Raw genomic sequence first — 26106 nt, 5'->3', positions numbered from 1 at the left:
TAATGACGAGAGAAGAGTTTGGTAAGATTGTAAGGTCCATTCCACGCCAGCCGGGTTGCTACAAGTATTATGATGTGAAGAACGAGCTACTGTATGTAGGCAAAGCAAAAGACCTGCGCAAACGTGTAAGTTCCTATTTCAACAAAACGCAGGATAATTACAAGACGGCCCGCCTCGTTACGCTGATCGACAGCATAGACTTTACGGTTACCAACACCGAGCACGATGCCTTCCTGCTCGAAAATTCACTCATCAAACACTACCAGCCGCGTTTCAATATTGAGCTGAAGGACGACAAGTCCTATCCTTATATCGTTATCAAGAAAGAGAACTATCCGCGTGTATTCCTGACACGCAGGCTGATTCGTGATGGTTCGGAATACCTGGGACCGTTTACGGGCGTTGGGCGCGTTAAAGAACTATTGGCGCTCATTAAGCAAAACATACCATTACGTACCTGCAATCTTAATTTGTCTCCGCATAACGTGGCCAAGGGCAAGTACAAGGTGTGTTTGGAATATCACCTTGGCAATTGCAAGGGGCCATGCGAAGGATTGCAGACTGAAGAAGACTACCGCACCAACCTGCAGCAAGTGCGCCATATATTAAAAGGCAACACCGGCGAAGTGATCAGGCATCTGAAGTCTGAAATGATGCAGCTGGCCATGGATATGAAGTTTGAGAAGGCAGAGATATTAAGGCAAAAGATCGAGTCGCTGCAGAACTATCAAAGTAAATCGACAGTAGCCAACCCTCACCTTGGCAACCTCGACGTAGCTTGCCTGTTGCGGGACGAGAAGAACAATGCTTTCGTCAACTATATGATGGTATCGAGCGGTAATATCATTTATGCCAAGACCATACAGGTTGAGATAAAAGTGGACGAAGAGGACGATGCTGATGTATTGTCACTGGTGCTCGCGCAGATGCGGGATACCTTCAGCAGTAATGCGAAGGAGGTTATTGTGCCTATGGAGATACAGGTAACGGAAGCGGATATGAAAGTGACCGTACCGAAACTGGGCGATAAAAAGAAGCTGCTCGAACTCAGCATTAAGAATGCAGAGATATTTCGCGATGAAGTTCGCCGGCGCGATACCTTGTTGCTGAATGATGAAAGCAAGCAAAACAATATAGCTGTGCTGGAAGAGCTGCAGGATGCACTGCACCTTGCTGATCTGCCCGTGCATATAGAGTGTTTCGATAACTCCAACTTCCAGGGTGCCTACCCGGTATCAGCAATGGTGTGCTTTAAGAACGGAGTGCCATCAAAAAAAGACTACAGGCATTTTCATATCAAAACCGTAGAAGGTATTAACGACTTTGCTTCCATGTCCGAAGTAGTTTATCGTCGCTATAAAAGGGTAGTGGAAGAAGAAAGTCCATTACCGCAGTTGGTTATCATAGACGGAGGTAAAGGGCAGCTCGGTGCCGCACTCGAGAGTATCGAGCGGCTGGGACTCACCGGCCGAATGACCATAGTTGGCCTGGCTAAGCGTGAAGAGTCTATTTTCTTTCCCGGCGATAGCGAACCATTGCAGCTACCTTACGATAGCCCGGCCCACTTGCTGGTGCGCCGCATCAGGGACGAAGTGCACCGCTTTGGTATCACCTTCCACAGGCAAACCCGCAGTAAAGGCACGTTTAAAAACGAGTTGGAAGGTATACCGGGCATAGGGGAGAAGACAGCTACCGAATTGCTGCAGCGTTTCCGCTCCGTCAAGAATATCAAAACGCTTACTGAGCGTGAACTAACCGGCGTCATCGGGCTTTCCAAAGCGCGTATCGTGTGGGCTTACTTTCATGCTAATGAAGGCGACGCCTCTGCGCCAGATGCATAAACTGTAAGATTTTCAAAGCCTTACTCGTTTTTAATAATTGTATCTTTGCCGAAATTTTTTCCAAGGATGGAGGATAAGAAACCGGCATTGCTGCCCAGCATGCTGCAGATGAAATGCCCCAATTGCCGGAGAGGACACATGTTTGTAAATAAGAGCATATTTCCACTCGGTAAACTTTTGGATATGCCCGAACGCTGCCCGGTTTGTGGACAAAAAATGGAGTTGGAAGTGGGTTTCTACTACGGTACCGGCTATGTTAGCTATGCATTGTCGGTTGGGCTTTTCTTTTTCAACCTCATCTGGTATTGGGGAATAATTGGATTGTCTTACAAAGACTACAGCATCTTTTACTACCTCATTACAAGCGTTACAATAGTTGTCTTGTTGCAACCCTGGTTGATGCGTTTCTCGCGCGTGCTATACCTCTACATGTTTGTGAAGTATGGAAAAGGGACTGCATTTAGATCTGAAGAATAAACAAAAAAGCCGCGCACAGCGCGGCTTTTTTGTTGAGACTATATTTAAGCTATGAAAAAGACTCCATCTGAGCTACCGGTCAAGGTAGCCAAACCGGCACGGCGTGCCCTGGCAGCGGCCAATATCACGTCGCTGAACGACTTCACAAAGATCACCGGGGCCGAGCTGGCTCAGCTGCACGGTATCGGGCCAAACGCTCTCTCCGCCATTAAGCAGACGCTTAAAGAGCACGGCCTGGCATTTCGCAAAGGCTAGGTTACAGACCGTCAAACACGCCGCCTAATGCGTTGGCGTCGTAGTTTCTTACGCGGTTCTGCTTCCTTGCGGTGCGATCCATCCTTTTACGTTGTTTGTAATTTTGGCGGGAAATACGCTCACGGTCTATTTTTATCCGTGTTTCGCCCCTGGTTCGGTGCTTGTACTCCGAGCGCAACGCCCTGCGGTTTTCTTTTCTTATTGCGCGGCTGTTTTTGTTCGTCTGTGCTTCGGCTGTGTAACCGCCTAGTAATAGTAGCCCGAAGCAGATAATCATTGTCACTAACCTTTTCATCACTCACAATTGTTAGTTCTACAAAAAAATATGTCATTCGCCCATCTTGATACCTAAGGTAGCAAGCGCAAAGTATATGGTATGTTAAATGGAACTACTGTTGTGGTGCGTAGCGATGAGTATCGATTCCTAGTAGTTTGAATTAGCTATAGTTAGCTCGCGCACATTTTTTTGCACGCTTGGAGGTCAGCAGGAGGGATGTTGGAGTGTTTTTGTTCCGGTGGTGAGATCCACCGGTTGCGACCAGTAATCGAGCAAAATGCCTGAATAAAATTATGTGGTAGATCGATCTTTGGCACTTCTATCTCAAATACCGGCCGCAGTGGTTGGATTTTGGATCCTCATGGTGAAAAGGCACTCTTCATGGTGAAAAGGACTCTTCATGGTGGCAGAGTGGGTCATCATGGTTCAAAGGGTGTATCGTCAGCTCAAAGCTTAAAGAATGAGCGAATAACGGTCTCTATCCCTGTTTGCATCCGGATGATATACATGCCGGCAGGCCAGCTCTGTATATCCAATTCGATACTGCCGCTTTCGCAGCTGCGGTCGTCTTTCGCGGTGTAGACCGCGGCCCCGGTCATGTTGGTGACGATGGCACAGCGTGGGCGTTCAGTCTCTAATTCGTAACTGATGCTTACACTGTGGCCGGAGGGGTTTGGTAATACGTTGATCATGGTAGTTGGTGTTAGGATGTAAAGCTAATATCACGACCCCCGGTTTCGTTCATTTTGGGGGCTCTCAATTGCACATAGTTATAAAAACGCACGAACAGTATCATTAATGTATTGATATTCAAGTTTTTTAGATTGGTCTAAAAGCTCTATTTGTGGCGTCGCATTGCGTGATTTTTGGCGTTGGATTCCGCAATTCATGGCGCTTTCTCCCCAACTCGGGGCTAAATCAGGAGCTCAGCACAATAAAAAAAGCGCCAGTTACGACGCCGGGCATGGAAGGAGATGAGTATAAATAAGGTAGATTCACCTGGAACTGTTGAGCGTATACACCAGGTAGTTTGAACCGGCAATAGGCCCTTTTAGCACGAAACCGTTCCGCTCCAGCAGCTTCCTCGAGCGGCTGTTTTGCTCATGGGTATGTGCTTCGAGCGTATCCAGCTGCATGGTTTCGAACCCGAATTTGATGCCTGCCTCAAGTGCTTCTTGCATCAGGCCCTTGCCCCAGTACTCGGGGTGCAGGCTAAACCCGATCTCGGCAGTATTGGTTTCCGGTTCCAGGTTCCAGAGGCAAAATCCACCCACAAGCGGTTGTTTGTCTTTCAGTGCCACGCCCCAGGCGATCAGTTCATTTTTTTCAATTCCGCCGCTGATCATGTTGATCCAGTTCCGGGCGTCTTCTACAGTTTGGACTCCCGGGCGGTCTATGAACTCGTTCATGGTTTTGTCCGAGCGCTGGAAGAAGATCTCCTGGTCGTCGCTCAGCTCTATGCGGCGCAACACCACGCGGTCAGAGGTTAGGGTCGGGAAGGGGGTGAATTGGCAATGCATATCCAAAGCTACCGATTATTCAGGAACCGGCTGTACCGGTGGCGGAATTGTATTTGGCACTGCGACAATACCTTGCAGAGCTTGTTTTACAAAGTTTTTACTGTAATGCGAAATAAAAATGCGACCTTTGTGGTCAATCAAAATAAGTTCTTTATTAATGTCCAGGGCGAAAGAAACAGTAGGTAAAAAAGAAAAAGAAAAGAAAAAAGCGCAAAAGAAGCGCGAAAAAGAGGAAAGACGCGAAGAGCGTAAAGCCAATAACAACAAAGGCAAGTCTCTTGAGGACATGATGATGTACCTGGACGAGAACGGCAACTTGTCGCCTACTCCGCCCGATCCAACGAAAAAATTCGACATTAGTCTCGAAGATATTCAGCTGGGTGCGGCAATTCCCGATCCGGAAGAGGATGGCCTGCGTAAAGGCATCGTTACCTTTTATAATGAAGCAAAAGGCTACGGGTTTATCAACGACCTGCGCAGCCAGAAAAGCATTTTCTTCCACGCAAACAACGCCCTCGAGCCTATTAAGGAGCGCAACAAAGTAAGCTTCGAGATAGAGCCAGGTCCTAAAGGACCCACCGCTGTAAAAGTGTCGGTGATCAAGTAGTAAGTTCTAAATCATTATACAATGCCGGGTTCGCCCGGCATTTTTTATGCTCCCTGCGCGATGCCCCGCACCGCGCAGGGAAAACATATTTTACCTGTTCACCACGTCCAGTATCCGGAAGCGTTTCAGTCCTGCCGGTACTTTCCATTGCACTTCCTCCGCCTTGCGGAAACCAATTAGCGCCGTTCCCATTGGTGTCAGCACCGAGATCTTGTTCTGCCGCATGTCGGCGTGGGCTGGCATCACGATGGTGAATTCCATCACCCGGTCGGTACCAAGGTCCAACACACTGACTTTTGAATTGAGACGCACCGTGTGCGGCGGGAACGCGTCTTTCGATACGATGACGGCACGGCTAAGCTCATGCGTTAGCGTCATGTCGCTGTTTTGTTCGGGCAGCTGGCTGATATAAGGTTTCAGCAGCTGGAAATCTTCCTCGGTCATGATAACCGGGTTTTGATCATTTGCAGTCATAATTGTGCAGTTTTTAGTTGAAACAATTAGTGTAATGAATCCATCCGCGGGCATGGCGCCTGCAGCTATGTTGTCAGTAAGAAATAAGAAAACACCGAGGGTGTATCCCCGAACCTAAAAGACTTAGCAGGCCGGGGCTTGGGTATTAAAGTCTTTGAACGTAGAGCAGTAAAACAGCTTATGGCAAAAGCAATGAAAGTGCATTGCGGTGATACTGCCGGTGAGTGATGTATTATATGTATGGTAAGCTGCCAAGACCTACCAAAGATAAGTCTTTATCTGAGGGTAACTGTTTACGCAACGTTAAAACGGGGAGGAGTCTATTGCCACTTCGGCTCTACCAGGTACACGACATTGCCGTCAGGATCCTGGAAGTGGAGATAGATACCTGACTTGCCATCGTCTTGCAGTTGGTAGGTGATGTTGTTGGCGTCGAGTACTGCTTTACCGTTCTCACTTTTGTCTATAAAAAAACCAATAGACACAGAACCCGAACTGGTAGGTGCGCCGTGAGCAGGGTGTATGCCCAGTGTAATACCTGGTGCTTCCATCATAGCGTAGTTGTCGTCCCAGCGTTGCTTTAGCTCCAGGCCCAGTGCCTTGTAAAAATTGATGGACCTGTCCATGTCATTCACCATAAGGGTGACATTTGAGCCTGTGATGCGCATGCGAAGAATGTTTAAGCTAAGATAATACTTAGTAATGAGTTACAAACGTCAGGATCAGACTTACGGCCGCTTCTTTTTCAATTTTTCTACAAAATTTATTTTTTTTGAAATGATAGCAATAATGCCTACCTTCAATTGAATACGATGGTCGCCCGACCTTTGCTCTTCTGATACGAACCGGTTTACTACTCTTTCTCTTCAGTTCTGCTTTTCTCCGGTTTCCATTCTTTTTTAATTTTATTAAATTGTTTTTATGAAACTTTTTGTTGGAAACCTCAACTACCACACCACCGAAAAACAACTGCACGGCCTATTCTCTGAATTTGGCGTAGTGACATCTGTAAGCATCATCAATGATAAATTTACCAACCGTTCTCGCGGGTTTGGGTTTGTGGAAATGGAAGAACGCGCCAGTGGCGAGAAAGCTGTAGCCCGTCTTAACAATACTACCTTCGATTCACAGTCTCTGGTAGTAAATGAGGCCAAACCGCGCACGGAAAACAACAATAACAGGCGTTATTAAACCGCTTTTAGCTAAACATACTGTTAATGGCTGCACTAAGTGCAGCCATTTGTTTATTATGGCTTTTCCTTAACCTTTGTTGTACTACCTTCAGATAATTACAATTACCGTATCAGATTAGAGATCAATTCTTAGGCATTCTCTCCAGCACTTAGCACCTCCTGCAGCGCCTTCCTTTTTATTCTTTTCCCTGGTAGCTAAATCAGCAAATTCATCATGCCGATCATTATTTTTTTTATTGCCATTTGGTACCTGTCGCTATTTTCGCAAACCTTCTTTCATCACCGCTATGCCTCGCATGGCGCGTTCAAGATGAGTAAGTTTTGGGAGCGTTTCTTTTTCGTGTTTACCTATATCACGCAAGGTTCGCACTATATGAGCCCGCGTGCCTATGCCATCATGCACAGGCTGCACCATGCGCATACCGATACCGAGCTCGACCCGCATTCGCCCAACTTTTCTTCTAACATATTCTCGATGATGTGGCGCACCAGCCGTATCTACCGAGATATATTTCACGGGCGTATACAGGTAGACGAGAAGTACACCAAGAACCTTCCCGAATGGAACTGGTTTGACCGCATGGCTAACTCCGCGCCGTCGCGATTGATCTGGGTAGGCATTTATACAGCCATCTTTGTGCTGTATGCAACTTCACCATGGTTATACCTGCTGCTGCCGGTTGTTATTGTGATGGGTGCCTTTCACGGCGCTATCATCAACTGGTTTGCACACAAGTTTGGCTACAAGAACTTCATTATGAAGAACACATCAGAGAACCTGCTGCCTGTAGATATACTGATGCTGGGTGAGTCGTATCATAACAACCACCACAAGCATCCTTCGGCTATCAACTTCGGTGTGCGCGGTCACGAGTTCGATCCCGTTTACCCGGTCATCCTGCTGCTGAACAAGCTTGGCGTGATACGGGTGCCTAAACTGGCTGCAGTGCCTGTTTCGGCAGAGGAAGGCGGACAGACATCAAAACAACATTAGTGCCTATACCTCCCCCTTAGGCAAAAAGCCCCTGCATGCAGGGGCTTTTTTTATGGTCGTGCTCTATAAATTTTCAAACACCCAGGTGAACATTACACTTCCCAGCCCAACGCCCAATACGGCACAGACAATGGTGATCTCCCATTTTTTCCTGATGGCAATGATCAGTGCAACCAATGAGACCATTACCGGGTAAGCTGTAACGGCGTACACCTGGGGCACTACAAACCGGAGCGCATCAAAACCATCGTACATGGCACCTGCGATAAGAACCAGGGCTATACCCAGCGCGAGGATGATAGTATTATAGCGCCAGAATTTTTTTATTTCATTCCTGCTCAGTGTGCGCGCTGAAAGAACAACACCCGTTAGGTAAACACAGAGGCTTAGAATGATCAGGAGCATGATCAAAGATACGCTTCAATATGGTACACAATGCAGCAGAGTTATTGCCGGTTAGCGACCTGATGTTGGTTGATCGCTGTTGCTGAGGCTGTAGTGTGAATAAATAGAAGTATTTTCCGGCATCAATCGTCGATATGGAATTTAAAAACCTGTTCGTAGTTATTTGCTTGCTAATGGGGGGCTGCGCCAGTGGCGACAAAGCAGAAGGAAATATTCCGGACGATACTGTTACTGTTGTTCAGCCTGTTCAGACAGAACAAGTACAACCATCGTTACCCTTCGTGGGCAAAAGACAATTTGAAACCAGGCCAGGCGTTTCTGGAACTGGCACTCCGGGCCGATGGGTGGAGATAAGAGCAGATGGAACCGTTGAATTTACCTTCATGCAAATAAACCAGTCTGATGAAACTGAAACACGTGGTGTTTATAACGCAGGACCTTTCCAAAAGATAGTGAAATGTGTTTTTAAAGAATGGGATAATGAAACCCGGTTTTATGAAATAACTGCAACCAGGATATACGAAACTGATAGTAATGGTGTACGGTTAGAGTTAGAAGACTGCTGCCTGGATGCTACATCTGTCTGCCCTTGTCAGTCTGATTATTTTGGTGAATAGATTCAAGTCCTGAGTGCCACGCAGGTGGTGGCTATTAGCGGTTATTCATAGCCCTTATGATGCGGGTAGTGCGTCTTTCTGCTCTGCTGTTTTGCAGACTGAGTACAGCCCAGACAGCAGCAGGCAGCCAGCCTATAAGCGTAAGCTGGAGGAAGCCGCAAACAAAAAAGCTTATGATCTTCCCCCGCAAAAGAAACGAGAAACAGGGCAGGAGTATGGCAACTAAGAGCATTGTCTGAATTTTCGGAAAATTAAGACTTTCGGATAATTATTGATAGGGTGTTTTAACGCTGTTCTGTCAGGTAATTTAGTCTTTAAGAATAGACGAAATATCTATTTCCGTGAAATTATCATTGTTGATATCGTATAGCGATGTGCCAATGATGCGACCACGGTGAGTTGCATCCAATTCAGCGATTTTCCGGTCGTCTTTATCGATCACAATGGTCTTGTCATTTTTCGAGAGAAATTTCTTTTCACCCGCAGCAGCATAGTACACCCATAGATCGGCTGTGTCCGTTTCGCTTACCACCTGTAGCTGGTTGTCGAGTGCTAAGACCTTGTGCTTATCAGTAAATACAAAGCGTTTTGTCGTATCGGTAGTGGTAAGCGCTTTGTAGTTCCCGTTGTTGAGAACGTATGTTTGCGTGCCAATAAAATATGCTGGCTTGCCCTGCACCTTCTCATCTAGCTTGCGCTCAGCCAGTATAGCTCCGTTGTCTGCAGATATCTTTACTACCGTGCCTTCAAGCACGAGGTAAAATGCGTTATCAATGAGCCGGAAGTTTTTTATTGTGTTGCCTTTCCCGAAGTAGCCTTTAAAAAGTTCTTTACCGGTAGTCACGTCAAATGCGGCAACGAAAGGCTTGCCATAGTCCACCTGGCGGTAACCCCTGTACGCATATCCTCGGTTCACCACGTACAGTTTGCCGTCGTTGATGAAAATAACGGATTTGCTGGCATGGGCCAGAGGTGCAGACCAGGCCAGTTTTCCCTGCTTTTTCACTTTTACCAACTCATTTCTTGAGGCTAGGTAGATGTCGTTGCTGTCGCGCAAAACATTGGAGACGATATCGCGTATGCCATATTCGTAGGTGGTGGTATTATAGTCCCAGCCTCTGCCGGTCTTCAGGTTGAGCGTGTGCAATCCGTCTGCAACTATCAGCACCGTCGAGTCATCCATGTACAGCAGGTCGTTCCAGTTGTATTCTCCGCCTACACGGCGGCTCCAGATGTCTTCGCCCGTTTTCAGGTTTATACCTTCCAGTTTATCCGTTTGTCCGCCCGACCAAAAGCTGAACTTATAGCCGATACCGATCTCCAGTTCCGGATCGGCGAAGTATACCCTGTTTTTCGTGCTCCAGAGTGGTTTCCCATCCTCGGGGTTCAGCCGGTGGGTTCTGTCCTCCTTTATCTCCAATATGTACTTGCCAAAGTTCTCGATGAACGCCGTTTCGTACACGATATTCTTGCGCCATTTTCCTCGTTTCTGTTTCAGGTCATATAATATATGATCACCGGTGTTGTCCATCCATTTGCCATTGGCGCTGGTGCCGCGCAGTTGTACGGTCATTAGTTGTTGCTGGGTGTCTATCTCGGTGTGGTGTATTCTCTCTCCGAAATAGATCTCCTTACCACGTATAGGCTGGTTGGTCACCAGGTTCTTTCCAACGGTTTTATCTGTAAGTCGCGTTCCGTCCTGCTTCCATTGTGCACTCAAAACGGTAGGGAGGGCGAGCAATAATAAGATCAAGGGTTTGGTCATAAGGTAGTTATTGATGGGGCCAAAATACAGCAGGCGCTACATTTATGGAAATGAGGTTGTAAATCCTGAGTTGCAAACTCAGGAAAGCGGGGCGTCCTATTGGTATGCTCCTTCAACAGGAAAATAAAAAGGGATAACAAGGTAGTAACGTGCAAACTGCCCGTTGATTTTGCCTGGTCTCCACCTGCTTTTCGCCATCTGTTTTGCAACACGAAGGGCTTCCTGGTCGAGGATAGGATGCGCAGATTCTTCGATTTCAACATTCGTTACCGTTCCGTCAGCCTGCACTAAAAATTGAACCCTCACCCGTCCAGTAATTTTCTGTTTGCGTGCTTCTTTCGGATATTTCAGGTTGCGCGCGAGGTATTGCGACCATGATTGTTGAAATGCAGGGCCGTAATTGTTGGCTAGCGAATCCTGCAGGCGGCGCTTTGCCGCAGGGTCGGTACTGTCAACATTTGGCTTAGAGAGCGGTTCATCCGAAAATCGGAAAGTGATGGGAAGGCTGTAGTAAATTCTTACGGGCTTGTTTCCCTGTTTGCCCGGAATCCAGCGAGGCATCAACCTCACTACCCGCAATGCCTCCTTGTCAAGCGAGGTGTGTACACTTTCTCGTACATAAACACTATCCAGGTAACCAGTACTATCTACTACGAAGCCGATCACAACTTTGCCACTTATCCCATTGGCCACTGCCTCGTCGGGGTATTGGATATTTTTTGAAAGGAACTGGTTGACATTGCCTGGAAATTGCGGCATACGCTCAATGTAGAGATACAATTTACGAATACCAGTATCCGCGGTTTGCGCTGTTGACCTGTGCGTGAAAAACAACAATAATAGGGCTACTGTTGCCGTAATAAGTTTAGTTTGCGATATCATTATTGAGAGGAAGATACAAAGGTACGGAGTTGCAAACTCAGGGCAGCGTGAGCTATCGTGCGAAGGGAAAAGCCTTGTCGATACAATTGCTTGGTGTGTTCTGAAACTTACCAAGCAGAGTATAAAATGGTATTAAAAGGTTAGTGAACTTTAGTGCCTGTCCGTCGCGGAGTATTAATTCAATTATAATATTATCCGACCAAGGGTTTCTATTACCCGGTGATTTATAATATCGGATTTCTTTGACGTCTTTTTTATTGTAGTGAAGCACATTGCCGTTTCTGCTGATCCAAAAATTATCCTGCCCTGCAGTGATTTTGATTATCGTATCTCTCTCGTACCACCAGTAGTTGATTAGAAAAATTAGGTTTACTCCTGCAAAGACAAACCAAAAAGGGAAAAATGCTGCAAATGCAAACGCAGTGCCTTCATAAATTGGAAAGTAGAGGGTAAGTAGCGTGAAGAATCCTAATCTAAACCATGAAAATGCCCAAGCTCGTTTGGGCGTCACCTGGTATTCAAAACTTTTGGTTTCAAAATGCTTTTTGGGATTGAATACAAACCTTTCCTGCTTAAAGCCTTCCAGTTCATTTCCATGATAAAAATCCCGGACATCTTTTATGGCGCTTTCAAGATCTGCAACAGTCTTTTTGCGAGGTTTTTGTTGTGCAGGAAATAAATAAAGATTGAATTTCTGATTGTAACCTAACGCCAGCTTCAAATGATCGCCTTCCATGTTTCTGAAACTGATAGACGGGCTAGTAAATCCTATTGGCTGGTGATAACGCTGTGCCTCCCAAGGGTAAGTGTTTATCAATTCCTCTGCTTCTGCCAGCGTCCTTTCTGCAATAGACGTAAACTCGCCGGGTTCGTAGTGTTTATATTGAATTTTAGACTGCAACAGCATTGAAAGCTAATCTACATGTTTTTTGCTTGTCACAATGCCACCCAGCAAATCACAACACCCCCATCCCCAACAACACCGAATACACCAGCAGCATCACGGCTACCACAATGTGTACGGCTTCGATGGTCACCTTTTTCAGCAGTTTGGCGCCGAGAAAGGCACCAGCAAAAGCGGCGAGGGTAGCGGCTAAGACAAGACCATAGTTGAGCGAGCTGTGAGCGGAAATGATATTACGTGAGTAAACAGAAAGACGGGTAACATCTATCATGCAGGCTATGGCCACGCCCGTTGCTATAAAAGCTTCCTTGCTCAGGCCGGCCCGCACCAGGAAGGCCGAACGCAGTGCTCCCTGCATCCCCGACAGTCCGCCGAAGAAGCCACTCAGCACCCCGCCCAGCGGCAGCCATTTGGCGGAGAACTCCATCTTGCTAAACCTCGGTATGATATCGAACAAAGCAAACAAAGCCAGCACCACGGCTATCACCAGCTTCACCGGCGTCACCGAAAGTTCTTTGTCACCCAGCGTATAGCTGTACAGCGGCTCCATGCCCGTGAGCCGCGTCAGCAGCCAGGCGCCCAGTAGCGCCGCCACTATAGAAGGCAGCCCGAAACGCAGCAGCGCACCCTTGTCGGCATGCCTGCCCAGCAGCAGCAGTTTGAAGATGTTGTTGAGAAAATGCACGATAGCTGTCAGCGCAATAGCCACCTCCACCGGGAAGAACAGCCCGAACACAGGCAGCAGTATCGTTCCCAGTCCAAACCCCGAGAACAACGTAAGCCACGACCCCGCAAACGCCACCAGGCAGATAATGACATATTCCATCGGTTATAAAGATAATGGTTTCGGGTTATGTGTGGGTTGAGTTTTATGGTGTGGTGGAAAATGCGTATTTTTGTAATTAATACTAAACGTCATTGCGAGGAGCGAGCAGTGACGCTTGGCAGCGTGATGCAGTAGCAGCGACGAAGCAATCTAACCACGCGTTGAACTGTCTATGTTTGGGCTAGATTGCTTCGTCGCGGCAAGACTGGATCAGGAGCGAGCGCCGGTGCTCGCTCCTCGCAATGACGGGAGAGAAAAGAAAATCACCCCTCCTTGTTTTAAGGAGGGGCAGGGGGTGGTCCTACTTGCGCAGGGTTGATGCTGAACAAATGGATCGCTGTTGAACTTTCCCCGTGTTACGCAGAAACCACCCCTGCACCCCTCCTTAAATTAAGGAGGGGTGGAAACTCGCAATGACGGTTAACCCCTATCCCCTAAAGGGGAAGGCCGCGAGTAACAAGGGATTCCGGAAGTCCCCTTTAGACTGACAAGCGAAGAATTGCTTATTCCAGCCGGGGGATTTAGGGGTTTAAATGACAACAACCGACAACAAAAAACACGGGATTTGACAGTGTTCCGGGAAAAAACAATCAAAAACAAACAACAGATAAAACAAACCCTAATGCGACCGGCAAGAAGTTATTCACAACCCTGTTAATCAATTAACACCACCGCTTGTGGTGGTCAGGAAATCTTTATTTTTGACTGGAATGTCAGATCAATACATCGTTTCGGCCCGGAAATACCGCCCACAGACCTTTGATACGGTTGTGGGGCAGGAGCATATTACCACCACCCTGAAGAACGCCATCCGCCACCAGCACCTGGCACATGCCTACCTGTTTTGCGGTCCGCGTGGTGTGGGTAAGACCACCTGTGCCCGTATCCTGGCGCGCACCATCAACTGCGAGAGCCCCACGCCCGATATGGAGGCCTGCGGACAGTGTACTACCTGCCAGAGCTTTAAAGGCAATACCTCGTTCAACGTATTTGAACTGGATGCTGCCAGTAACAACTCGGTAGACGATATACGCAACCTGATAGACCAGGTGCGCTTTGCGCCACAGCAGGGCAAGTACAAGATCTATATCATAGACGAGGTACACATGCTGAGCGCCGCGGCCTTCAACGCCTTCCTGAAGACGCTGGAAGAACCGCCGCCATACGCCATCTTCATACTGGCCACAACAGAAAAACACAAGATATTACCCACCATCCTGAGCCGCTGCCAGATATTCGACTTCAAGCGCATCACGACGGATGATATAGTGAGCCACCTGCACGGTATTGCCACCAAAGAAAGCGTGGTAGCACAGGAGGCCGCCCTGCACGTGATAGCGCAAAAGAGCGAAGGCTGTATGCGCGACGCCCTCAGTATGCTGGACAGGATAGTGAGCTTTACTAACGGTATGCTGACCTATGCCGGCACCATGGAGCACCTGAACCTGCTCGATGCCGACTTCTACTTCAAGCTGACCGACCACATGCTGAGCCAGGACATCAGCGGTACACTGCTGCTGCTGGACCAAACGCTGGAGCGCGGTTTTGAAGGAGACGTGATACTGGAAGGCCTTGCAGAGCATATGCGTAACCTGCTGCTGTGTAAAGACCAGCGCATGGCCAAGCTGCTGGATGTGCCCAACGATCACAAACCGGTGTATTACGAAAAGGCCAACCAGGCGCCGCCTGCCTTTATACTCTCGGCCCTCAACGTGGTGAACGACAGCGCGCTGAGCTATAAGAATGCTAACAACAAACGCCTGCACGTAGAAATGTGCCTGATAAAGCTGTGTTATGTGCTGCAGGCTACGGAAATAAAAAAAAACTCTGACGGTGTAGATGGCGTGCCGGTTGCGCCGCCTGCACCGGTAATGCCGCAGGCCCCGGTAACCCCGCCGCCTGCCTACCAACCGGCACCACCACCTGTAACCAAAGTTCAGGAACCTGAAATTCGACGACAAAGTGTAACAAATTCGGGCGGGATGCCAATGCAGGCGCAGTCTGCAGCCCCATCGATGGTCGCCCCTTCAGGGGGACAGGGGGTTAACGGACAACACTCGCAAATTCAGGAACAACCGAGCGCTAGCGAGCTCGTGAATGCCATTGGAAAGACATCGATTAATGAACAAAACGTAATAAATTCCGCTCCAAACCTGCAACCACAGCCAGTTCCGGCGGCACCGGTCCCACAGCCTGTAACAAACCCGCAACCGGCAGCTGCATCCTATACTCCGCCACCAGTACCCAAAACGGCAACAACCGGCAACAATCCGGCCCGCCGTATTTCCAAGGGCCTGATGGACCTGGACAACCTCGATCATAGCAGCGGTCCGCAGGTAGAGAAGAAAGAGCTGACCCAGGAGCTGGGCGAAGAAATATTCAGGCTGTTCACCCAAAAGCTGAAGGATGCCAACAGGTCCATGTATCATGCCCAGTTCTCGTCTATGAAAGTTGAAGTGGTAGGCGCCGATGAAGTAAGGGTAATAGCTCCCACCAACTTCAGCGAGGAGTACGCTAAAGACCAGCGAAATGTGCTGATCGACTTCTATCGCGCCGAGACTGGTAACCCGGTTGTCCGCGTGGTGACAGAAGTGAGGGAAGACCAGTCGATGGTGGCGATCGAGCAGAAGATAGTACTCAGCAAGCCCGAGATCATGGAAGCCATGATAGCCAAGAACCCCGACCTGGGCAGGCTGAGGGATGCGATGGGATTGCAGATAGAGTATTAAGGAAAGGGTGCGTTTAACTACTAAAACAAATCAACCAAAAGACTTACTTTTGGGCCGTTATTAAAAAATAGATTCAAGACTTATGGCCGAAGCGATTAGAATGCCGTTATTGAGTGATACGATGAAAGAGGGTGTGATTGCGGCTTGGCATAAAAAAGTTGGCGACAAGGTAAAGAGTGACGATGTATTGGCAGATGTAGAGACCGATAAGGCGACCATGGAGGTTATGCCTTATGTGGACGGCACACTGCTGTACCTGGGTGTAAAAGAAGGACAAGGCGTACCGGTGAACGGTATCATAGCTATAATAGGTAAAGAAGGCGAGGACTTCCAGTCGATACTGGATGCTGAAAAAGGTAACGGCGGCGGAAATGGTGGTCAGCAGCCCAAACAGGAAGCTCCTCAACAACAGGCACAACAACAGCCTGCGCAGCAGCAACCTCAGCAACAGCAAGCAGCAGCCCCAGCGCCTAAGCCAGGCGACGCTACGGTAGTTCGTATGCCACTGCTGAGCGATACCATGAAAGAAGGTAAGATCGTAGCATGGCACAAGAAAGTAGGCGATAAAGTAAAAAGCGACGATGTACTGGCCGATGTGGAAACCGACAAGGCAACCATGGAAGTAATGCCTTATGCCGATGGTACCCTGTTGTACCTGGGCGTAGAAGAAGGTCAAGGCGTACCGGTAAATGGTATTATCGCCATCGTAGGTAAAGAAGGCACAGACATCCAACCATATTTGAATGAAGCACCGCCAGCTCAGGGTGGCGGACAAACTCAGCAGCAAGCTCCGGCTCAGCAACAACAGCAAAGCCAGCCTGCACCTGCTCAGCAACAACAAGCGCAACAGCAGCAACAGTCTTCAGGCGATGGTGGCCGCGTAAAAGCGTCTCCGCTTGCTAAGAAACTGGCGCAGGATAAAGGAATCGATATATCGCAGGTAAGAGGTAGCGGCGACAACGGCCGTATCATCAAACGCGATGTCGACAACTTCCAGCCGCAGCAAGCTCAAAAAGGACAACAAACGACAACAACTCAGCAGCCACAGCAAGGTCAGGTGCCTCAATTCGCACCTATCGGCCAGGAAGGTCATACTGACAAGCCACTCAGCCAGATGCGCAGGGTTATTGCCCAGCGTCTCGCCGAGAGCAAGTTCAGCGCGCCGCATTTCTACCTCCGCATGACCATTACCATGGACAATGCGATCAAGGCCCGCAAGCACATCAATGATGTATCGCCGGTTAAAGTGTCTTTCAACGACCTGATCATCAAGGCGGTGGCAATGTCGCTGCGCAAGCATCCTGAAGTGAACAGCTCATGGATGGGTGATTTCATCCGCACCAACCAGCACATCCATATCGGTACTGCAGTGGCGGTAGATGAAGGCCTGATAGTACCGGTTATCAAATTCGCAGATCAGAAGTCGCTGTCGCAGATATCGGATGAGGCTAATGTCCTGATAGACAAGGCCCGTAATAAGAAACTGCAACCCCAGGAATTTACCGGTAATACCTTTACCATCTCCAACCTGGGTATGATGGATATAGATGAGTTTACAGCCATCATCAACCCGCCGGATGCCTGTATCCTGGCTGTGGGTAAGATCGCACCTACACCAGTGGTAGAGAATGGCCAGGTGGTAGTAAGGCAACTGCTTAAATTAACACTAAGCTGTGATCATAGGGTAGTAGACGGGGCCGTTGGTTCCCGCTTCCTCCAGACGCTTAAAGCGCACCTGGAAAACCCGGTTACAATGTTGGTATAAAAGAAAAAGCCCGCTCACAGAGCGGGCTTTTTTTATGATGACCGGATATTAAGCGATATCCGGATATATTGGGAGGTGTTCTGGTTCGTGGCGGATCTCGCTAAACCAAAATATAGGGAAGGAGATACCCACGAAAGTGACCATAAATACCATCCAGGCCAGTTTTTCACCCGAGTTCATCGATGTAAGTCGGGTAATGTGCACCAGGTAGTATATCAGCATGATGATACCAGTAAAGAAGGCCAGCATCGACAGTACCAGCAGTGTTGGATAGTGGTTTGACATGATCGTTGCCAGGCTTTCGTGGTCAATAAACAACGTATTGGCCTTGATCAACGGCTGACACAGGTAGATAAAGTAACCTACGAATGTCAAAAACGTTAATAACGGGATGAAACTCAGCACACCAAGTACATTTTTCTTCCTTTCGCTCATATGAATTGTCCTGTCCATAACACAACAGTTTTGTACGCTATAAGGGGTAAAAAGACTGTGCCTAAGCTATTTGAAACTCAATGTTTTGTGTTAAAGAATGCAAAAAGAAAAGCCACCCGGTTGGATGGCTTGATGAAGTATGTTTATAAGTCCTAAGGCTATAGTCTTAGTCTATAGAGGCTGTCTTATTTTGCTAAGAAATCCTTCACTTTCTCTTTGTGAACGATTACTTCTTTAAAAGTGTAAGCGCCAGATTTAGGGCTGCGTACAGCTTTAATAACTTTAGTATAGTTTTTAGCTTCCGCTGCAAGCTTTGGATCTTTCTTGATCGCGGTTTTAGCTGCTTTTGCCATGACTCAGAATATTTTAAAAATAAATTATTTAATTTCTTTGTGAACTGTCACCTTCTTCATGATAGGGTTGTATTTCTTCAACTCTATACGCTCAGGAGTGTTCTTTTTGTTCTTATTGGTAATGTAACGGCTGGTGCCGGGCAGACCGCTGTTTTTATGCTCGGTGCACTCTAAAATTACCTGAACGCGGTTTCCTTTTTTAGCCATCGTATAATTCTTTTATGCTTTCTTAATTAAAATTAGATTTTTTCGCCTTGTGCGCGAAGTTCTTTTACTACAGAGTACAGACCATTCTTGTTGATGGTACGGATTGCATCTGCTGCTAATTTAAGAGTCACCCAACGGTCTTCCTCAACCAGGTAAAAACGCTTAGTCTGCAGGTTGGGCAGAAAACGACGTTTTGCTTTCTTGTTAGAGAATGATACTTTATGACCTGTAATGGGTTTTTTGCCTGTTACCTGACAAACGCGTGCCATGCTTATAATTTTTTAAGGACTGCAAAGGTCTAGTTTTTTTATCTAATGACAAAATATTTTACAAACTTTTTGTTTTAAGCCATTTGCGGAAGCAAAAGCTTGTCCAGATCTGCTATCCCGGGCGTGTTTTCGCATATAAACCCTTCGCCATACCTCACTCCGATGCGTTTTCCCAGCAAGGAAGCCCTGTAGCGTATGTTTTCCAGGAAATCCTGGCTGGCAATATAGGTCAGCGGTTCATTAGAATTAGGGTCGTGAAACTGGCTTTTATAGCATTTTATGGCCTCCATTTTCTGCTCAAAGCTGTCTGAAATATCAACAATGATAGTGGGTTCGAGGAAGCGATCCTGGATCATGTGGAATATTCGCTTGGGGCGCCATGCTTCCTGTGCAACACCATCCAGGCTAGTCTCGATCTTTCTTAACCCGGCGAAAAAGCAGGCGTCTGCTATCAATCTACCTCCTTTGCCATGGTCCGGATGGCGGTCTTCGAGGGCATTCGCTATAACTATATCCGGTTGATACTTCCTGATATATTGTATCAGCTTTAATTGGTGTTCTTTGTCGTTTTGGAAGAATCCATCAGCCATGCTGGCGTTTTCGCGTACTGCCATACCCATCACCTCGGCCGCGGCGGCTGCCTCTTGCAACCGCAATGGCCCGGAACCACGTGTCCCCAGTTCTCCCTGTGTAAGGTCGAGAATACCTACTTTTTGGCCGAGTTTTGCGTGCTTAGTAAGTGTCCCAGCAGCGCTCAATTCAATATCGTCAGGATGCGCGGCTATCGCGAGAATGTGCAGTTTTTGCATAGCAGGCCGCAAAGATACATATTAATATCTTCCGGACTGCATGCGCATGGCCTGCTGGCGCTGGTATCTCCAGTTGTAATAATTGTTTGCTTCCAGCTCGGCAACAACATATTCTATTTCCCTGTCGCGGTCAACCGGGTCGTACTCGCGTTTCAGGTTGTTACTGAATAGTAGTGCAACAGATTGCCAAACAACGGCAGAGAAACCTCCCTTGAGCTCACGAATGATGCTGAAACAGTTTTTACCCGTTTGGCGATTGATCAATTTAACAAGAATTTGACCTTGTGTAATGGTGAGGTTTTCCAATTCGCCTTTAAAACGGCTGTTCAATTCCCGTTCAAGGGATTTAAGATATTCTTTGCGTTTAGCCTTGTCGTTATCATACTTCGCCAAGGTGACATCTACGTCTTTTAAGACATCGGCTGCAACAATGGCATAAGGATACACCTTGGTCACATTGTATTTTAGCCTATCCATACGGACGCGCTGTCTGGCAAGCTTTTTAGGAAGCTTGTCTGTAATAGTGACATCGGGCAGAAATGCCATGGCGAACGTGTCGGTTCCGACTACAATGCCGCCTAATAATATGCTGTCGTTTCCTGATGGCTGGGCAAAAGAACGCCCTGCAAGAAGCATCGCCAACACAAACAACAGACTCTTGAAATACTTGCAGGTCATACTATGTAAATTTCCTACTTTTTCCTCACAATACAGGTATTCAAACCTATAAAAAAAATTAAAAGAAATGGTAAAATAACCTATGGCGGCGCAGAAAACTGCAAAGTCAGCACTATTGTAATAAATTTACCCGCTAAACGGATATCTATGAACAAAACGGCTGTCTTTTTACTCGCCGCTATTGTGAGTCTTGGTGCTTGCAAAGCCAAGAAACAAGCCATAACACAAAGTCGCATTGATGCTAAGGTTGATTCCCTGGTCGCAATAAAAATGGAAGAGATCAATGCGCTTGCTATGGAAGACCTTGACAGGAGAATGTCTATAGAAGTGAAAGCTAAGGCCGATTCAATTGTTCAGGCTGTAATGTCTGCTGATTCAAGCTCTGGAACTAAATAATTAAGTTTTATCCCGGAAAACTATTTGAGATGAATGTTAAGGTATTGTTTCTGTTGGTGGTGATATGTGGGATGATCGGTAGAGCAAGATCACAGGAGGTATTTTATTCTCCGTCCGAGAAGTTCGATTTCCGTACAGGTGATTTTTCTGTGGTAGGGAAGTCAGGTAATCGTCTATACACATACCGCGGTTCTGCAGAGGGTTTTTATCTTGATGCCTTCAATGAAAAAATGGAAAGACAGGCAACTGTGATTCTCGACTTTTTTCCGAAAAAGATATATGAAACGCGATTCGTGTCTTATCCTGATAAATTAATTGTGTTGTACCAGTCCATAGAACGGAACATGGTTGTACAATATGCGGCATTGCTAGATCAGGCGGGAATGCTAAAAGTAGGACCCCTAGCGCTTGATTCTGTAAAGACTGGTTTCTTTGGTCCCAACCGGGAGTATTTTTCTTCTTCCGTATCTGAAGATAAGCAACACATCATTGTTTACTCATCAGTGATAAAAGGAAGCACATTGACCTTCAATGGTAGGTGGCTTACTTCGGGTCTGGATGTTGAGAAAACTGTTTCCACTAGTTTCCATGCCGATAACGAGATAGCTAACGGCGAAGGGATAGCTGCGAATGATGGTTCTTTCCATCTGCCCGTATATACACCTGTTGGTAGCCGCAACTTCGCTGATCAATTATGGCTTTTATCTGTTCCTGTAGAAAATACTAATGAATTCCAGGTAAATGAGTTGCCGCTAAATGGCAAATTTGCAGCTGGTACATACATGAAAATGGACAACAGCAAAAGCAGAATATATGTAGGCGGGTTCTATTCTGAAAAAAGGAATGGGAACTACGAAGGGGTGCTGTATACTTATTACGATCTGGCCAGCAGGACATTTCAAAATAGGAAGGACATTGTTTTTGATGAGCGTCTTCGCAATGCTACGGGCGAAAGAAACACCAAAAAAGCATTCAATGATTTCTTCGTAAAAAACATCATTGTAAAAAATGATGGCGGTTTTGTTTTCATAGCTGAAGACTACTTTGTCACTACCAGGAATGGAGGAGGCCCCGGATATGGTTACTATAGCTGGTATTATCCATCTCTATCGGCGTCTATTCGCGAATATCACTACCAGGATATACTTGTAACGTCGTACAACTCAGAGGGGGTAAGGGAATGGCATACATTCATTAGGAAAGATCAGTATTCACAGGAAGACGGGGGGATTTTTTCCTCTTTCAACCTGGTCAATTCAGGAGGCATGCTTGGATTTTTATTTAACGACTTTAATTCCAGCAGGTCTCGCATACAACTTGCAACGATAGATCCCACTGGCAAAGCAACAATGCGTTCGCTGGCTGCAGGTAAGTCGGATGACCCGGATTGGTTACCCCGTTCGGGCAAACAGATCGCGGCAAGGGAAACTGTAGTGCCTTGCTTACGCAGAAAGCAGATTTGCTTTGCCAAAGTTGTATTTTAGCGCCCAAATCAAAGCTGCCAGTGCTCCATCTTTTTAGGAATAATAGTCCCTATACGGTACTCATTCTGTTTATTTTCACCTTATTGGTGAAATTGCAGGCATTGGCGGTACCACAATTGCCGGCCGTGACGGCGGACCACGTGTTTTATGAAGGCGTATTAAACATTTTTGATGTACTTACAGGCCGCAGTGCTTTTGGTTATACTATGTTCGCGGTCATCATGATATTCGGGCAGGCATTATTGCTAAATGCTATTACGGTAAGGTACAGATTGTTTGGCCGACCCACTTATCTCGTAGCGTTTGCTTATATATTGCTGACATCGCTTCATCCATCATTCAGTTATTTTAGCGAGGCACTGGTGCATAATTGGTTTTTAATAGGGGCTTTTTATGCTTTGCTCTCGTTTCACCAGACAAATCAACCCCGCAAACAGATATATAACGCAGGTTTTTTGCTGTCATGTGCAGCTATTGTTCATTTCCCTGCAGCTGTATTTCTTATTTTACTGTTTGCCACACTCATCCTGTTGCGCAGTTTTAACGCAGGAGAATGGATAGTTAGCCTGATGGGGTACCTGACACCTTTGTATTTTTTTGCAGGTGTTCTTTTTATTATAGATAGATTTCCAGCTATTAAACTTTGGCCCCATACCGGGTTCGCAATACCAGCGCATTTCAAAGCAGGGTTTTATGCTGTCACGGTGATTGTTGGGTTGGTAGTGCTGCTAATACTGGGTTTGTACGTAATGCAAGGGCAAATGCAGCGCTCTGCTGTGTTCCTGCGTCGTAGTTGGGTAATGATCTCAGTGGCCTTTTTGTTATCGGTGGTGGCATCAGGCGCAACTGACGCGACAATAAAAAATGGATGGCTGATAATGATGCCAGCATTGAGTTTGATCGTTGCACAGCCATTAAGTCTTGAAAAAAGCAAACGGTTTAGTAATTTTACATTTTACTTCTCTCTGCTATTTATAATCATATGCCAGGTGGCATATAACTATTAACAGAACACTTTTTATAATGAAATTTGGAGTTATTGTATTTCCCGGCTCAAACTGCGACAGGGATATGATGCATGCATTACAGGATGATCTTGGACAGGAAGTAGTGATGCTCTGGCACAAAGACAACGACCTGAGCATGTTTACCAAAGATGACTGTATCGTATTACCGGGTGGTTTTTCTTATGGAGACTACTTGCGTTGCGGAGCGCTCGCCCGTTTTAGCCCGATGATGGAGCAGGTAATCAAGTTTGCTAACGAAGGTGGCAAGGTGCTTGGTGTGTGCAATGGCTTCCAGATACTGTGCGAGGCAGGATTGCTGCCGGGTGTTCTTCTGCAGAACGACCATCAGAAGTTCGTTTGCAAAAACGTTTACATCAAATCTGAGAACGACCAGAACATGGTTGGCAAAAGCGTAGGAAAAAACATTCTACAAATACCGGTAGCGCATGGCGAAGGCAGGTATTATGCTGATGCCGCCACTCTCGACAAGCTGAACAAGAATAACCAGATAGTTTTCCGCTATTGCGATGAGCAAGGCGAGGTGCACATTGGTTCAAATCCCAACGGTGCTACTAATAATATCGCCGGTATCTGCAATGAAAGCCGTAACGTGTTTGGTATGATGCCACATCCTGAGCGTGCTTGCAGTGGAGAATTAAGTAATATCGACGGTCGCGCGATATTGCAGGCGTTCACGCATATGAACTAAGCGTAAGCTAAAATTATCTTAAAGTCACTAAGAGAACCAAACGAAAAACAATATCTTGGGTTTCTTTACTTAAGAAAAGAATCTTTACAGCAATGGTCACACACTTCAGAACGGCGCTACTTGTAGCGCTTAGCTTCTTCATATCATGGACGGTTAACGCCCAGATCATTGAAGATCCATCAGAATGGAAATTCGAGGCTAAGAAAAAGAAGGGGAATGAATATGATCTCATATTCCATGTGAATGTAAAGAACGGGTATCATATCTATTCGCTTGATCCCGGTGGAGATGGAAGTTTCCCGCCACCTGAATTCAATTTTACCAAAGGTGAGAACTTTAAGCTAAACGGCAAGGTTACCGAAAAAGGACAGCGTATAGACGAGACCATTGAGGATATCGGCACTGTACACTATTTCAAAAAGGTAGATTATATACAGCCGGCAACAATTACTGCTAATGGTAAGATAACCGGTAAGTATAGCTACATGACGTGCAATGAGCAGGGTTGCTTACCTCCTAAAACCAAGAGCTTCACCTTTACGATCAATGATCCGGAACTGGCATCCGGCACAGATACGGTAAGTGCAGATACCGCTAAGGCGGATTCTCTAATAGGTGCTGCAATTACGCCCGCAGCTGGGATGAATACAACCCATAAAGCGGTGGTTGAGGGTGCTAGCGCAGATGATGCACCTAAAGAAGAAAAAAAATCGCTGCTGTGGTTATTCTTCATGGCCCTTGCAGGCGGTTTCGCTGCGGTGCTGACACCTTGTGTGTATTCTATGATACCCATAACCGTGAGCTTTTTCACAAAGCGTAGCAAGACACGTGCAGAAGGTATCAGGAATGCCATCTACTATTCGCTGTCGATCATCATCATCTTTACGATACTAGGTGTATTGATATCGGTGATGTTTGGTGGTAATGCATTGAATAATCTATCGACCAACTGGATCGCGAATCTTTTCTTCTTTATCATTTTTGTCATCTTCGGTATTTCGTTCCTTGGAGCATTTGAGATCACACTTCCTTCTTCGTGGACCAGTACGACAGATTCGAAGGCTGGATTGAGCAGCTTTGGAGGTATCTTCTTCATGGCGCTGACGCTTGTGATCGTGTCTTTCTCTTGCACGGGGCCCATCGTTGGTCCTCTGTTGGTAATAGCAGGTAAAGGTGGTATTGCAGGGCCTATGTTAGGCATGTTTGGTTTCTCTATCGGCCTTGCTATGCCGTTTGCCATCTTCGCGATCTTCCCGGGTTTGCTTAATAAAATGGCGGCTTCGGGTGGATGGCTAAACCAGGTAAAGGTTGTGCTCGGTTTCCTTGAGCTAATGCTGGCGCTGAAATTCCTCTCGAATGCCGACCTCGCCATGGGCTGGCGTTTGCTGGACCGGGAGATATTTATTGCGATCTGGATTGTGCTAGCAATACTGTTAGGCTTCTACTTGCTGGGCAGACTGAAGCTGTCGCACGATGACGCTACCCCCAAAAATATTTACGGACAGGAATACGTTTCGATCTTCCGTTTGTTTCTCGCGATATGCAGTTTTACGTTTGCATTATACCTGTTCCCTGGTATGTGGGGGGCGCCGCTTAACGGTATGAGCCAGTTTGTACCGCCTATGGGAACCCAGGACTTTGTAATTGGCGCTGGCGGTTCCGGTGCAAGCCATGGAGACGCCAGTACTCACAGCGACAATGGTGTAGCTCCGGTAAAGTATGTTGAGGAAATGCGCATTTACGAGCCTCCGGTGGTGAAGAACCTCGGGCTGGTTACATATTTTGAATATGAAGAGGCAATTGCAGCGGCTAAGATCCTGAAGAAACCAATTATGCTCGACTTTACCGGCATCAACTGTGTGAACTGCCGTAAGATGGAATCACAGGTATGGTCTAAACCAGAAGTTGCGCAGAGATTAAAGAATGACTTTATCGTAGCATCGTTGTATTGTGATTACGATAAGAAAGACCTGCCGGCTAAAGAGCAATATTATTCGCAAGCATTGCAGGCAGATGTGGTTACTGTAGGCGATAGGAATGAAGACCTGCAGGCCGCTAAGTTTAATTCGAATTCTCAGCCGTTCTATTTCTTTATCGATGAGAATGGTAACAAGCTGGCTGAGGAAGGTTATCCTTACGACCCAGACGTTCAGAAGTTTGTAAAACACCTGGATAGGGTGAAAGAAAAATATGCAGCTTCAGTAAAATAATATTTGGTGCCGACTACA

At 46.8% G+C, this 26106-nt stretch carries 31 protein-coding genes; 15 read left to right on the top strand and 16 right to left on the bottom strand.

Annotation, left to right across the window (positions count from 1 at the left end):
• Positions 1 to 2: 2 nt before the first annotated feature.
• The 3 genes from uvrC to P2W83_RS16125 all read left to right on the top strand — a co-directional run bounded on the left by uvrC (position 3) and on the right by P2W83_RS16125 (position 2573).
• Positions 3 to 1841, top strand: a complete 1839-nt coding sequence (gene uvrC / locus P2W83_RS16135) for an excinuclease ABC subunit UvrC (RefSeq protein ID WP_276134796.1) — start codon at positions 3 to 5, stop codon at positions 1839 to 1841.
• A gap of 66 nt (positions 1842 to 1907) precedes the next feature.
• A complete protein-coding gene (locus tag P2W83_RS16130; RefSeq protein WP_276134795.1) occupies positions 1908 to 2318 on the top strand; it encodes a DUF983 domain-containing protein in 411 nt (136 codons plus the stop codon).
• 51 nt (positions 2319 to 2369) lie between these two features.
• On the top strand, positions 2370 to 2573 hold the full coding sequence (locus P2W83_RS16125) for a helix-hairpin-helix domain-containing protein (RefSeq protein ID WP_276134794.1): 204 nt from the start codon (positions 2370 to 2372) through the stop codon (positions 2571 to 2573).
• A 1-nt stretch (position 2574) separates the two neighbouring features.
• Here the strand turns inward: P2W83_RS16125 and P2W83_RS16120 are convergent, their stop codons facing one another.
• From P2W83_RS16120 to P2W83_RS16110, 3 genes are all read right to left on the bottom strand, one after another.
• On the bottom strand, positions 2575 to 2868 hold the full coding sequence (locus P2W83_RS16120; protein ID WP_276134793.1) for a hypothetical protein: 294 nt from the start codon (positions 2866 to 2868) through the stop codon (positions 2575 to 2577).
• Positions 2869 to 3296: 428 nt separating this feature from the next.
• Entirely contained in the window at positions 3297 to 3542 is a 246-nt protein-coding gene (locus P2W83_RS16115; RefSeq protein WP_276134792.1) for a T9SS type A sorting domain-containing protein, read from the bottom strand.
• A gap of 303 nt (positions 3543 to 3845) precedes the next feature.
• Positions 3846 to 4370, bottom strand: a complete 525-nt coding sequence (locus P2W83_RS16110) for a GNAT family N-acetyltransferase (protein ID WP_276134791.1) — start codon at positions 4368 to 4370, stop codon at positions 3846 to 3848.
• A gap of 157 nt (positions 4371 to 4527) precedes the next feature.
• Between P2W83_RS16110 and P2W83_RS16105 the strand changes: the two genes are divergently transcribed.
• Complete coding sequence (locus tag P2W83_RS16105) at positions 4528 to 4977, top strand: cold-shock protein (RefSeq protein ID WP_276134790.1); 450 nt, start codon at positions 4528 to 4530, stop codon at positions 4975 to 4977.
• A 90-nt stretch (positions 4978 to 5067) separates the two neighbouring features.
• Here the strand turns inward: P2W83_RS16105 and P2W83_RS16100 are convergent, their stop codons facing one another.
• A complete protein-coding gene (locus P2W83_RS16100) occupies positions 5068 to 5451 on the bottom strand; it encodes a GreA/GreB family elongation factor (RefSeq protein WP_276134789.1) in 384 nt (127 codons plus the stop codon).
• A 320-nt stretch (positions 5452 to 5771) separates the two neighbouring features.
• On the bottom strand, positions 5772 to 6119 hold the full coding sequence (locus tag P2W83_RS16095) for a VOC family protein (protein ID WP_276134788.1): 348 nt from the start codon (positions 6117 to 6119) through the stop codon (positions 5772 to 5774).
• A 253-nt stretch (positions 6120 to 6372) separates the two neighbouring features.
• On the opposite strand from P2W83_RS16095, the gene P2W83_RS16090 reads away from it, so the two are divergent.
• Together P2W83_RS16090 and P2W83_RS16085 are read left to right on the top strand one after the other, a co-directional pair.
• A complete protein-coding gene (locus tag P2W83_RS16090; protein ID WP_276134787.1) occupies positions 6373 to 6642 on the top strand; it encodes an RNA recognition motif domain-containing protein in 270 nt (89 codons plus the stop codon).
• A 216-nt stretch (positions 6643 to 6858) separates the two neighbouring features.
• Positions 6859 to 7638 (top strand): acyl-CoA desaturase, encoded by a 780-nt coding sequence (locus tag P2W83_RS16085; RefSeq protein WP_276134786.1) that lies wholly within the window; start codon positions 6859 to 6861, stop codon positions 7636 to 7638.
• A gap of 63 nt (positions 7639 to 7701) precedes the next feature.
• Here P2W83_RS16085 and P2W83_RS16080 read toward each other — a convergent pair whose 3' ends face one another.
• Entirely contained in the window at positions 7702 to 8043 is a 342-nt protein-coding gene (locus tag P2W83_RS16080) for a hypothetical protein (protein WP_276134785.1), read from the bottom strand.
• A gap of 134 nt (positions 8044 to 8177) precedes the next feature.
• Between P2W83_RS16080 and P2W83_RS16075 the strand changes: the two genes are divergently transcribed.
• Positions 8178 to 8660, top strand: coding sequence for a hypothetical protein (locus P2W83_RS16075; RefSeq protein WP_276134784.1), 483 nt, complete (start codon positions 8178 to 8180; stop codon positions 8658 to 8660).
• A gap of 13 nt (positions 8661 to 8673) precedes the next feature.
• The gene (locus tag P2W83_RS16070) at positions 8674 to 8886 is read left to right on the top strand and encodes a hypothetical protein (protein WP_276134783.1); all 213 of its coding nucleotides are present in this window, start codon (positions 8674 to 8676) and stop codon (positions 8884 to 8886) included.
• Positions 8887 to 8967: 81 nt separating this feature from the next.
• Here P2W83_RS16070 and P2W83_RS16065 read toward each other — a convergent pair whose 3' ends face one another.
• The 4 genes from P2W83_RS16065 to P2W83_RS16050 all read right to left on the bottom strand — a co-directional run bounded on the left by P2W83_RS16065 (position 8968) and on the right by P2W83_RS16050 (position 13037).
• Positions 8968 to 10425 carry an outer membrane protein assembly factor BamB family protein gene (locus tag P2W83_RS16065; RefSeq protein WP_276134782.1) on the bottom strand — a complete coding sequence of 486 codons (1458 nt, stop codon included), beginning with the start codon at positions 10423 to 10425 and terminating at the stop codon, positions 8968 to 8970.
• Between the two features lie 96 nt (positions 10426 to 10521).
• Positions 10522 to 11184 (bottom strand): energy transducer TonB, encoded by a 663-nt coding sequence (locus P2W83_RS16060; RefSeq protein ID WP_276134781.1) that lies wholly within the window; start codon positions 11182 to 11184, stop codon positions 10522 to 10524.
• Positions 11185 to 11359: 175 nt separating this feature from the next.
• Complete coding sequence (locus P2W83_RS16055; RefSeq protein ID WP_276134780.1) at positions 11360 to 12214, bottom strand: PH domain-containing protein; 855 nt, start codon at positions 12212 to 12214, stop codon at positions 11360 to 11362.
• 49 nt (positions 12215 to 12263) lie between these two features.
• Positions 12264 to 13037, bottom strand: a complete 774-nt coding sequence (locus tag P2W83_RS16050) for a sulfite exporter TauE/SafE family protein (RefSeq protein WP_276134779.1) — start codon at positions 13035 to 13037, stop codon at positions 12264 to 12266.
• Between the two features lie 710 nt (positions 13038 to 13747).
• On the opposite strand from P2W83_RS16050, the gene P2W83_RS16045 reads away from it, so the two are divergent.
• Both P2W83_RS16045 and P2W83_RS16040 read left to right on the top strand, forming a co-directional pair.
• Positions 13748 to 15766, top strand: coding sequence for a DNA polymerase III subunit gamma/tau (locus P2W83_RS16045; RefSeq protein ID WP_276134778.1), 2019 nt, complete (start codon positions 13748 to 13750; stop codon positions 15764 to 15766).
• Between the two features lie 82 nt (positions 15767 to 15848).
• On the top strand, positions 15849 to 17531 hold the full coding sequence (locus tag P2W83_RS16040) for a pyruvate dehydrogenase complex dihydrolipoamide acetyltransferase (protein ID WP_276134777.1): 1683 nt from the start codon (positions 15849 to 15851) through the stop codon (positions 17529 to 17531).
• 48 nt (positions 17532 to 17579) lie between these two features.
• Here P2W83_RS16040 and P2W83_RS16035 read toward each other — a convergent pair whose 3' ends face one another.
• The 6 genes from P2W83_RS16035 to P2W83_RS16010 all read right to left on the bottom strand — a co-directional run bounded on the left by P2W83_RS16035 (position 17580) and on the right by P2W83_RS16010 (position 20282).
• Positions 17580 to 17984 carry a hypothetical protein gene (locus P2W83_RS16035; RefSeq protein ID WP_276134776.1) on the bottom strand — a complete coding sequence of 135 codons (405 nt, stop codon included), beginning with the start codon at positions 17982 to 17984 and terminating at the stop codon, positions 17580 to 17582.
• Positions 17985 to 18151: 167 nt separating this feature from the next.
• Positions 18152 to 18319: a DUF4295 domain-containing protein gene (locus P2W83_RS16030; protein WP_276134775.1), complete on the bottom strand. Its 168-nt coding sequence runs from the start codon at positions 18317 to 18319 to the stop codon at positions 18152 to 18154.
• Between the two features lie 24 nt (positions 18320 to 18343).
• A complete protein-coding gene (rpmG, locus tag P2W83_RS16025; RefSeq protein WP_276134774.1) occupies positions 18344 to 18526 on the bottom strand; it encodes a 50S ribosomal protein L33 in 183 nt (60 codons plus the stop codon).
• A 32-nt stretch (positions 18527 to 18558) separates the two neighbouring features.
• Entirely contained in the window at positions 18559 to 18795 is a 237-nt protein-coding gene (rpmB, locus tag P2W83_RS16020; RefSeq protein WP_276134773.1) for a 50S ribosomal protein L28, read from the bottom strand.
• A gap of 74 nt (positions 18796 to 18869) precedes the next feature.
• The gene (bshB1, locus tag P2W83_RS16015; protein ID WP_276134772.1) at positions 18870 to 19604 is read right to left on the bottom strand and encodes a bacillithiol biosynthesis deacetylase BshB1; all 735 of its coding nucleotides are present in this window, start codon (positions 19602 to 19604) and stop codon (positions 18870 to 18872) included.
• Positions 19605 to 19625: 21 nt separating this feature from the next.
• Complete coding sequence (locus P2W83_RS16010) at positions 19626 to 20282, bottom strand: DUF4294 domain-containing protein (protein WP_276134771.1); 657 nt, start codon at positions 20280 to 20282, stop codon at positions 19626 to 19628.
• Positions 20283 to 20429: 147 nt separating this feature from the next.
• On the opposite strand from P2W83_RS16010, the gene P2W83_RS16005 reads away from it, so the two are divergent.
• The 5 genes from P2W83_RS16005 (at position 20430) to P2W83_RS15985 (ending at position 26088) form a co-directional block, all read left to right on the top strand.
• Complete coding sequence (locus P2W83_RS16005) at positions 20430 to 20678, top strand: hypothetical protein (protein ID WP_276134770.1); 249 nt, start codon at positions 20430 to 20432, stop codon at positions 20676 to 20678.
• A gap of 29 nt (positions 20679 to 20707) precedes the next feature.
• The gene (locus tag P2W83_RS16000) at positions 20708 to 22162 is read left to right on the top strand and encodes a hypothetical protein (RefSeq protein WP_276134769.1); all 1455 of its coding nucleotides are present in this window, start codon (positions 20708 to 20710) and stop codon (positions 22160 to 22162) included.
• 20 nt (positions 22163 to 22182) lie between these two features.
• On the top strand, positions 22183 to 23169 hold the full coding sequence (locus P2W83_RS15995) for a hypothetical protein (RefSeq protein ID WP_276134768.1): 987 nt from the start codon (positions 22183 to 22185) through the stop codon (positions 23167 to 23169).
• Positions 23170 to 23185: 16 nt separating this feature from the next.
• A complete protein-coding gene (purQ, locus tag P2W83_RS15990) occupies positions 23186 to 23878 on the top strand; it encodes a phosphoribosylformylglycinamidine synthase subunit PurQ (protein WP_276134767.1) in 693 nt (230 codons plus the stop codon).
• Between the two features lie 92 nt (positions 23879 to 23970).
• Positions 23971 to 26088 (top strand): protein-disulfide reductase DsbD family protein, encoded by a 2118-nt coding sequence (locus P2W83_RS15985; protein WP_276134766.1) that lies wholly within the window; start codon positions 23971 to 23973, stop codon positions 26086 to 26088.
• The last annotated feature ends 18 nt before the right edge of the window (positions 26089 to 26106 follow it).

The sequence above is a fragment of the Polluticoccus soli genome, assembly GCF_029269745.1.
GTDB lineage: Bacteria > Bacteroidota > Bacteroidia > Chitinophagales > Chitinophagaceae > Polluticoccus > Polluticoccus soli.
Note: the sequence above shows the minus strand (reverse complement) of the source record. Positions and strands in the feature narration are given on the sequence as shown.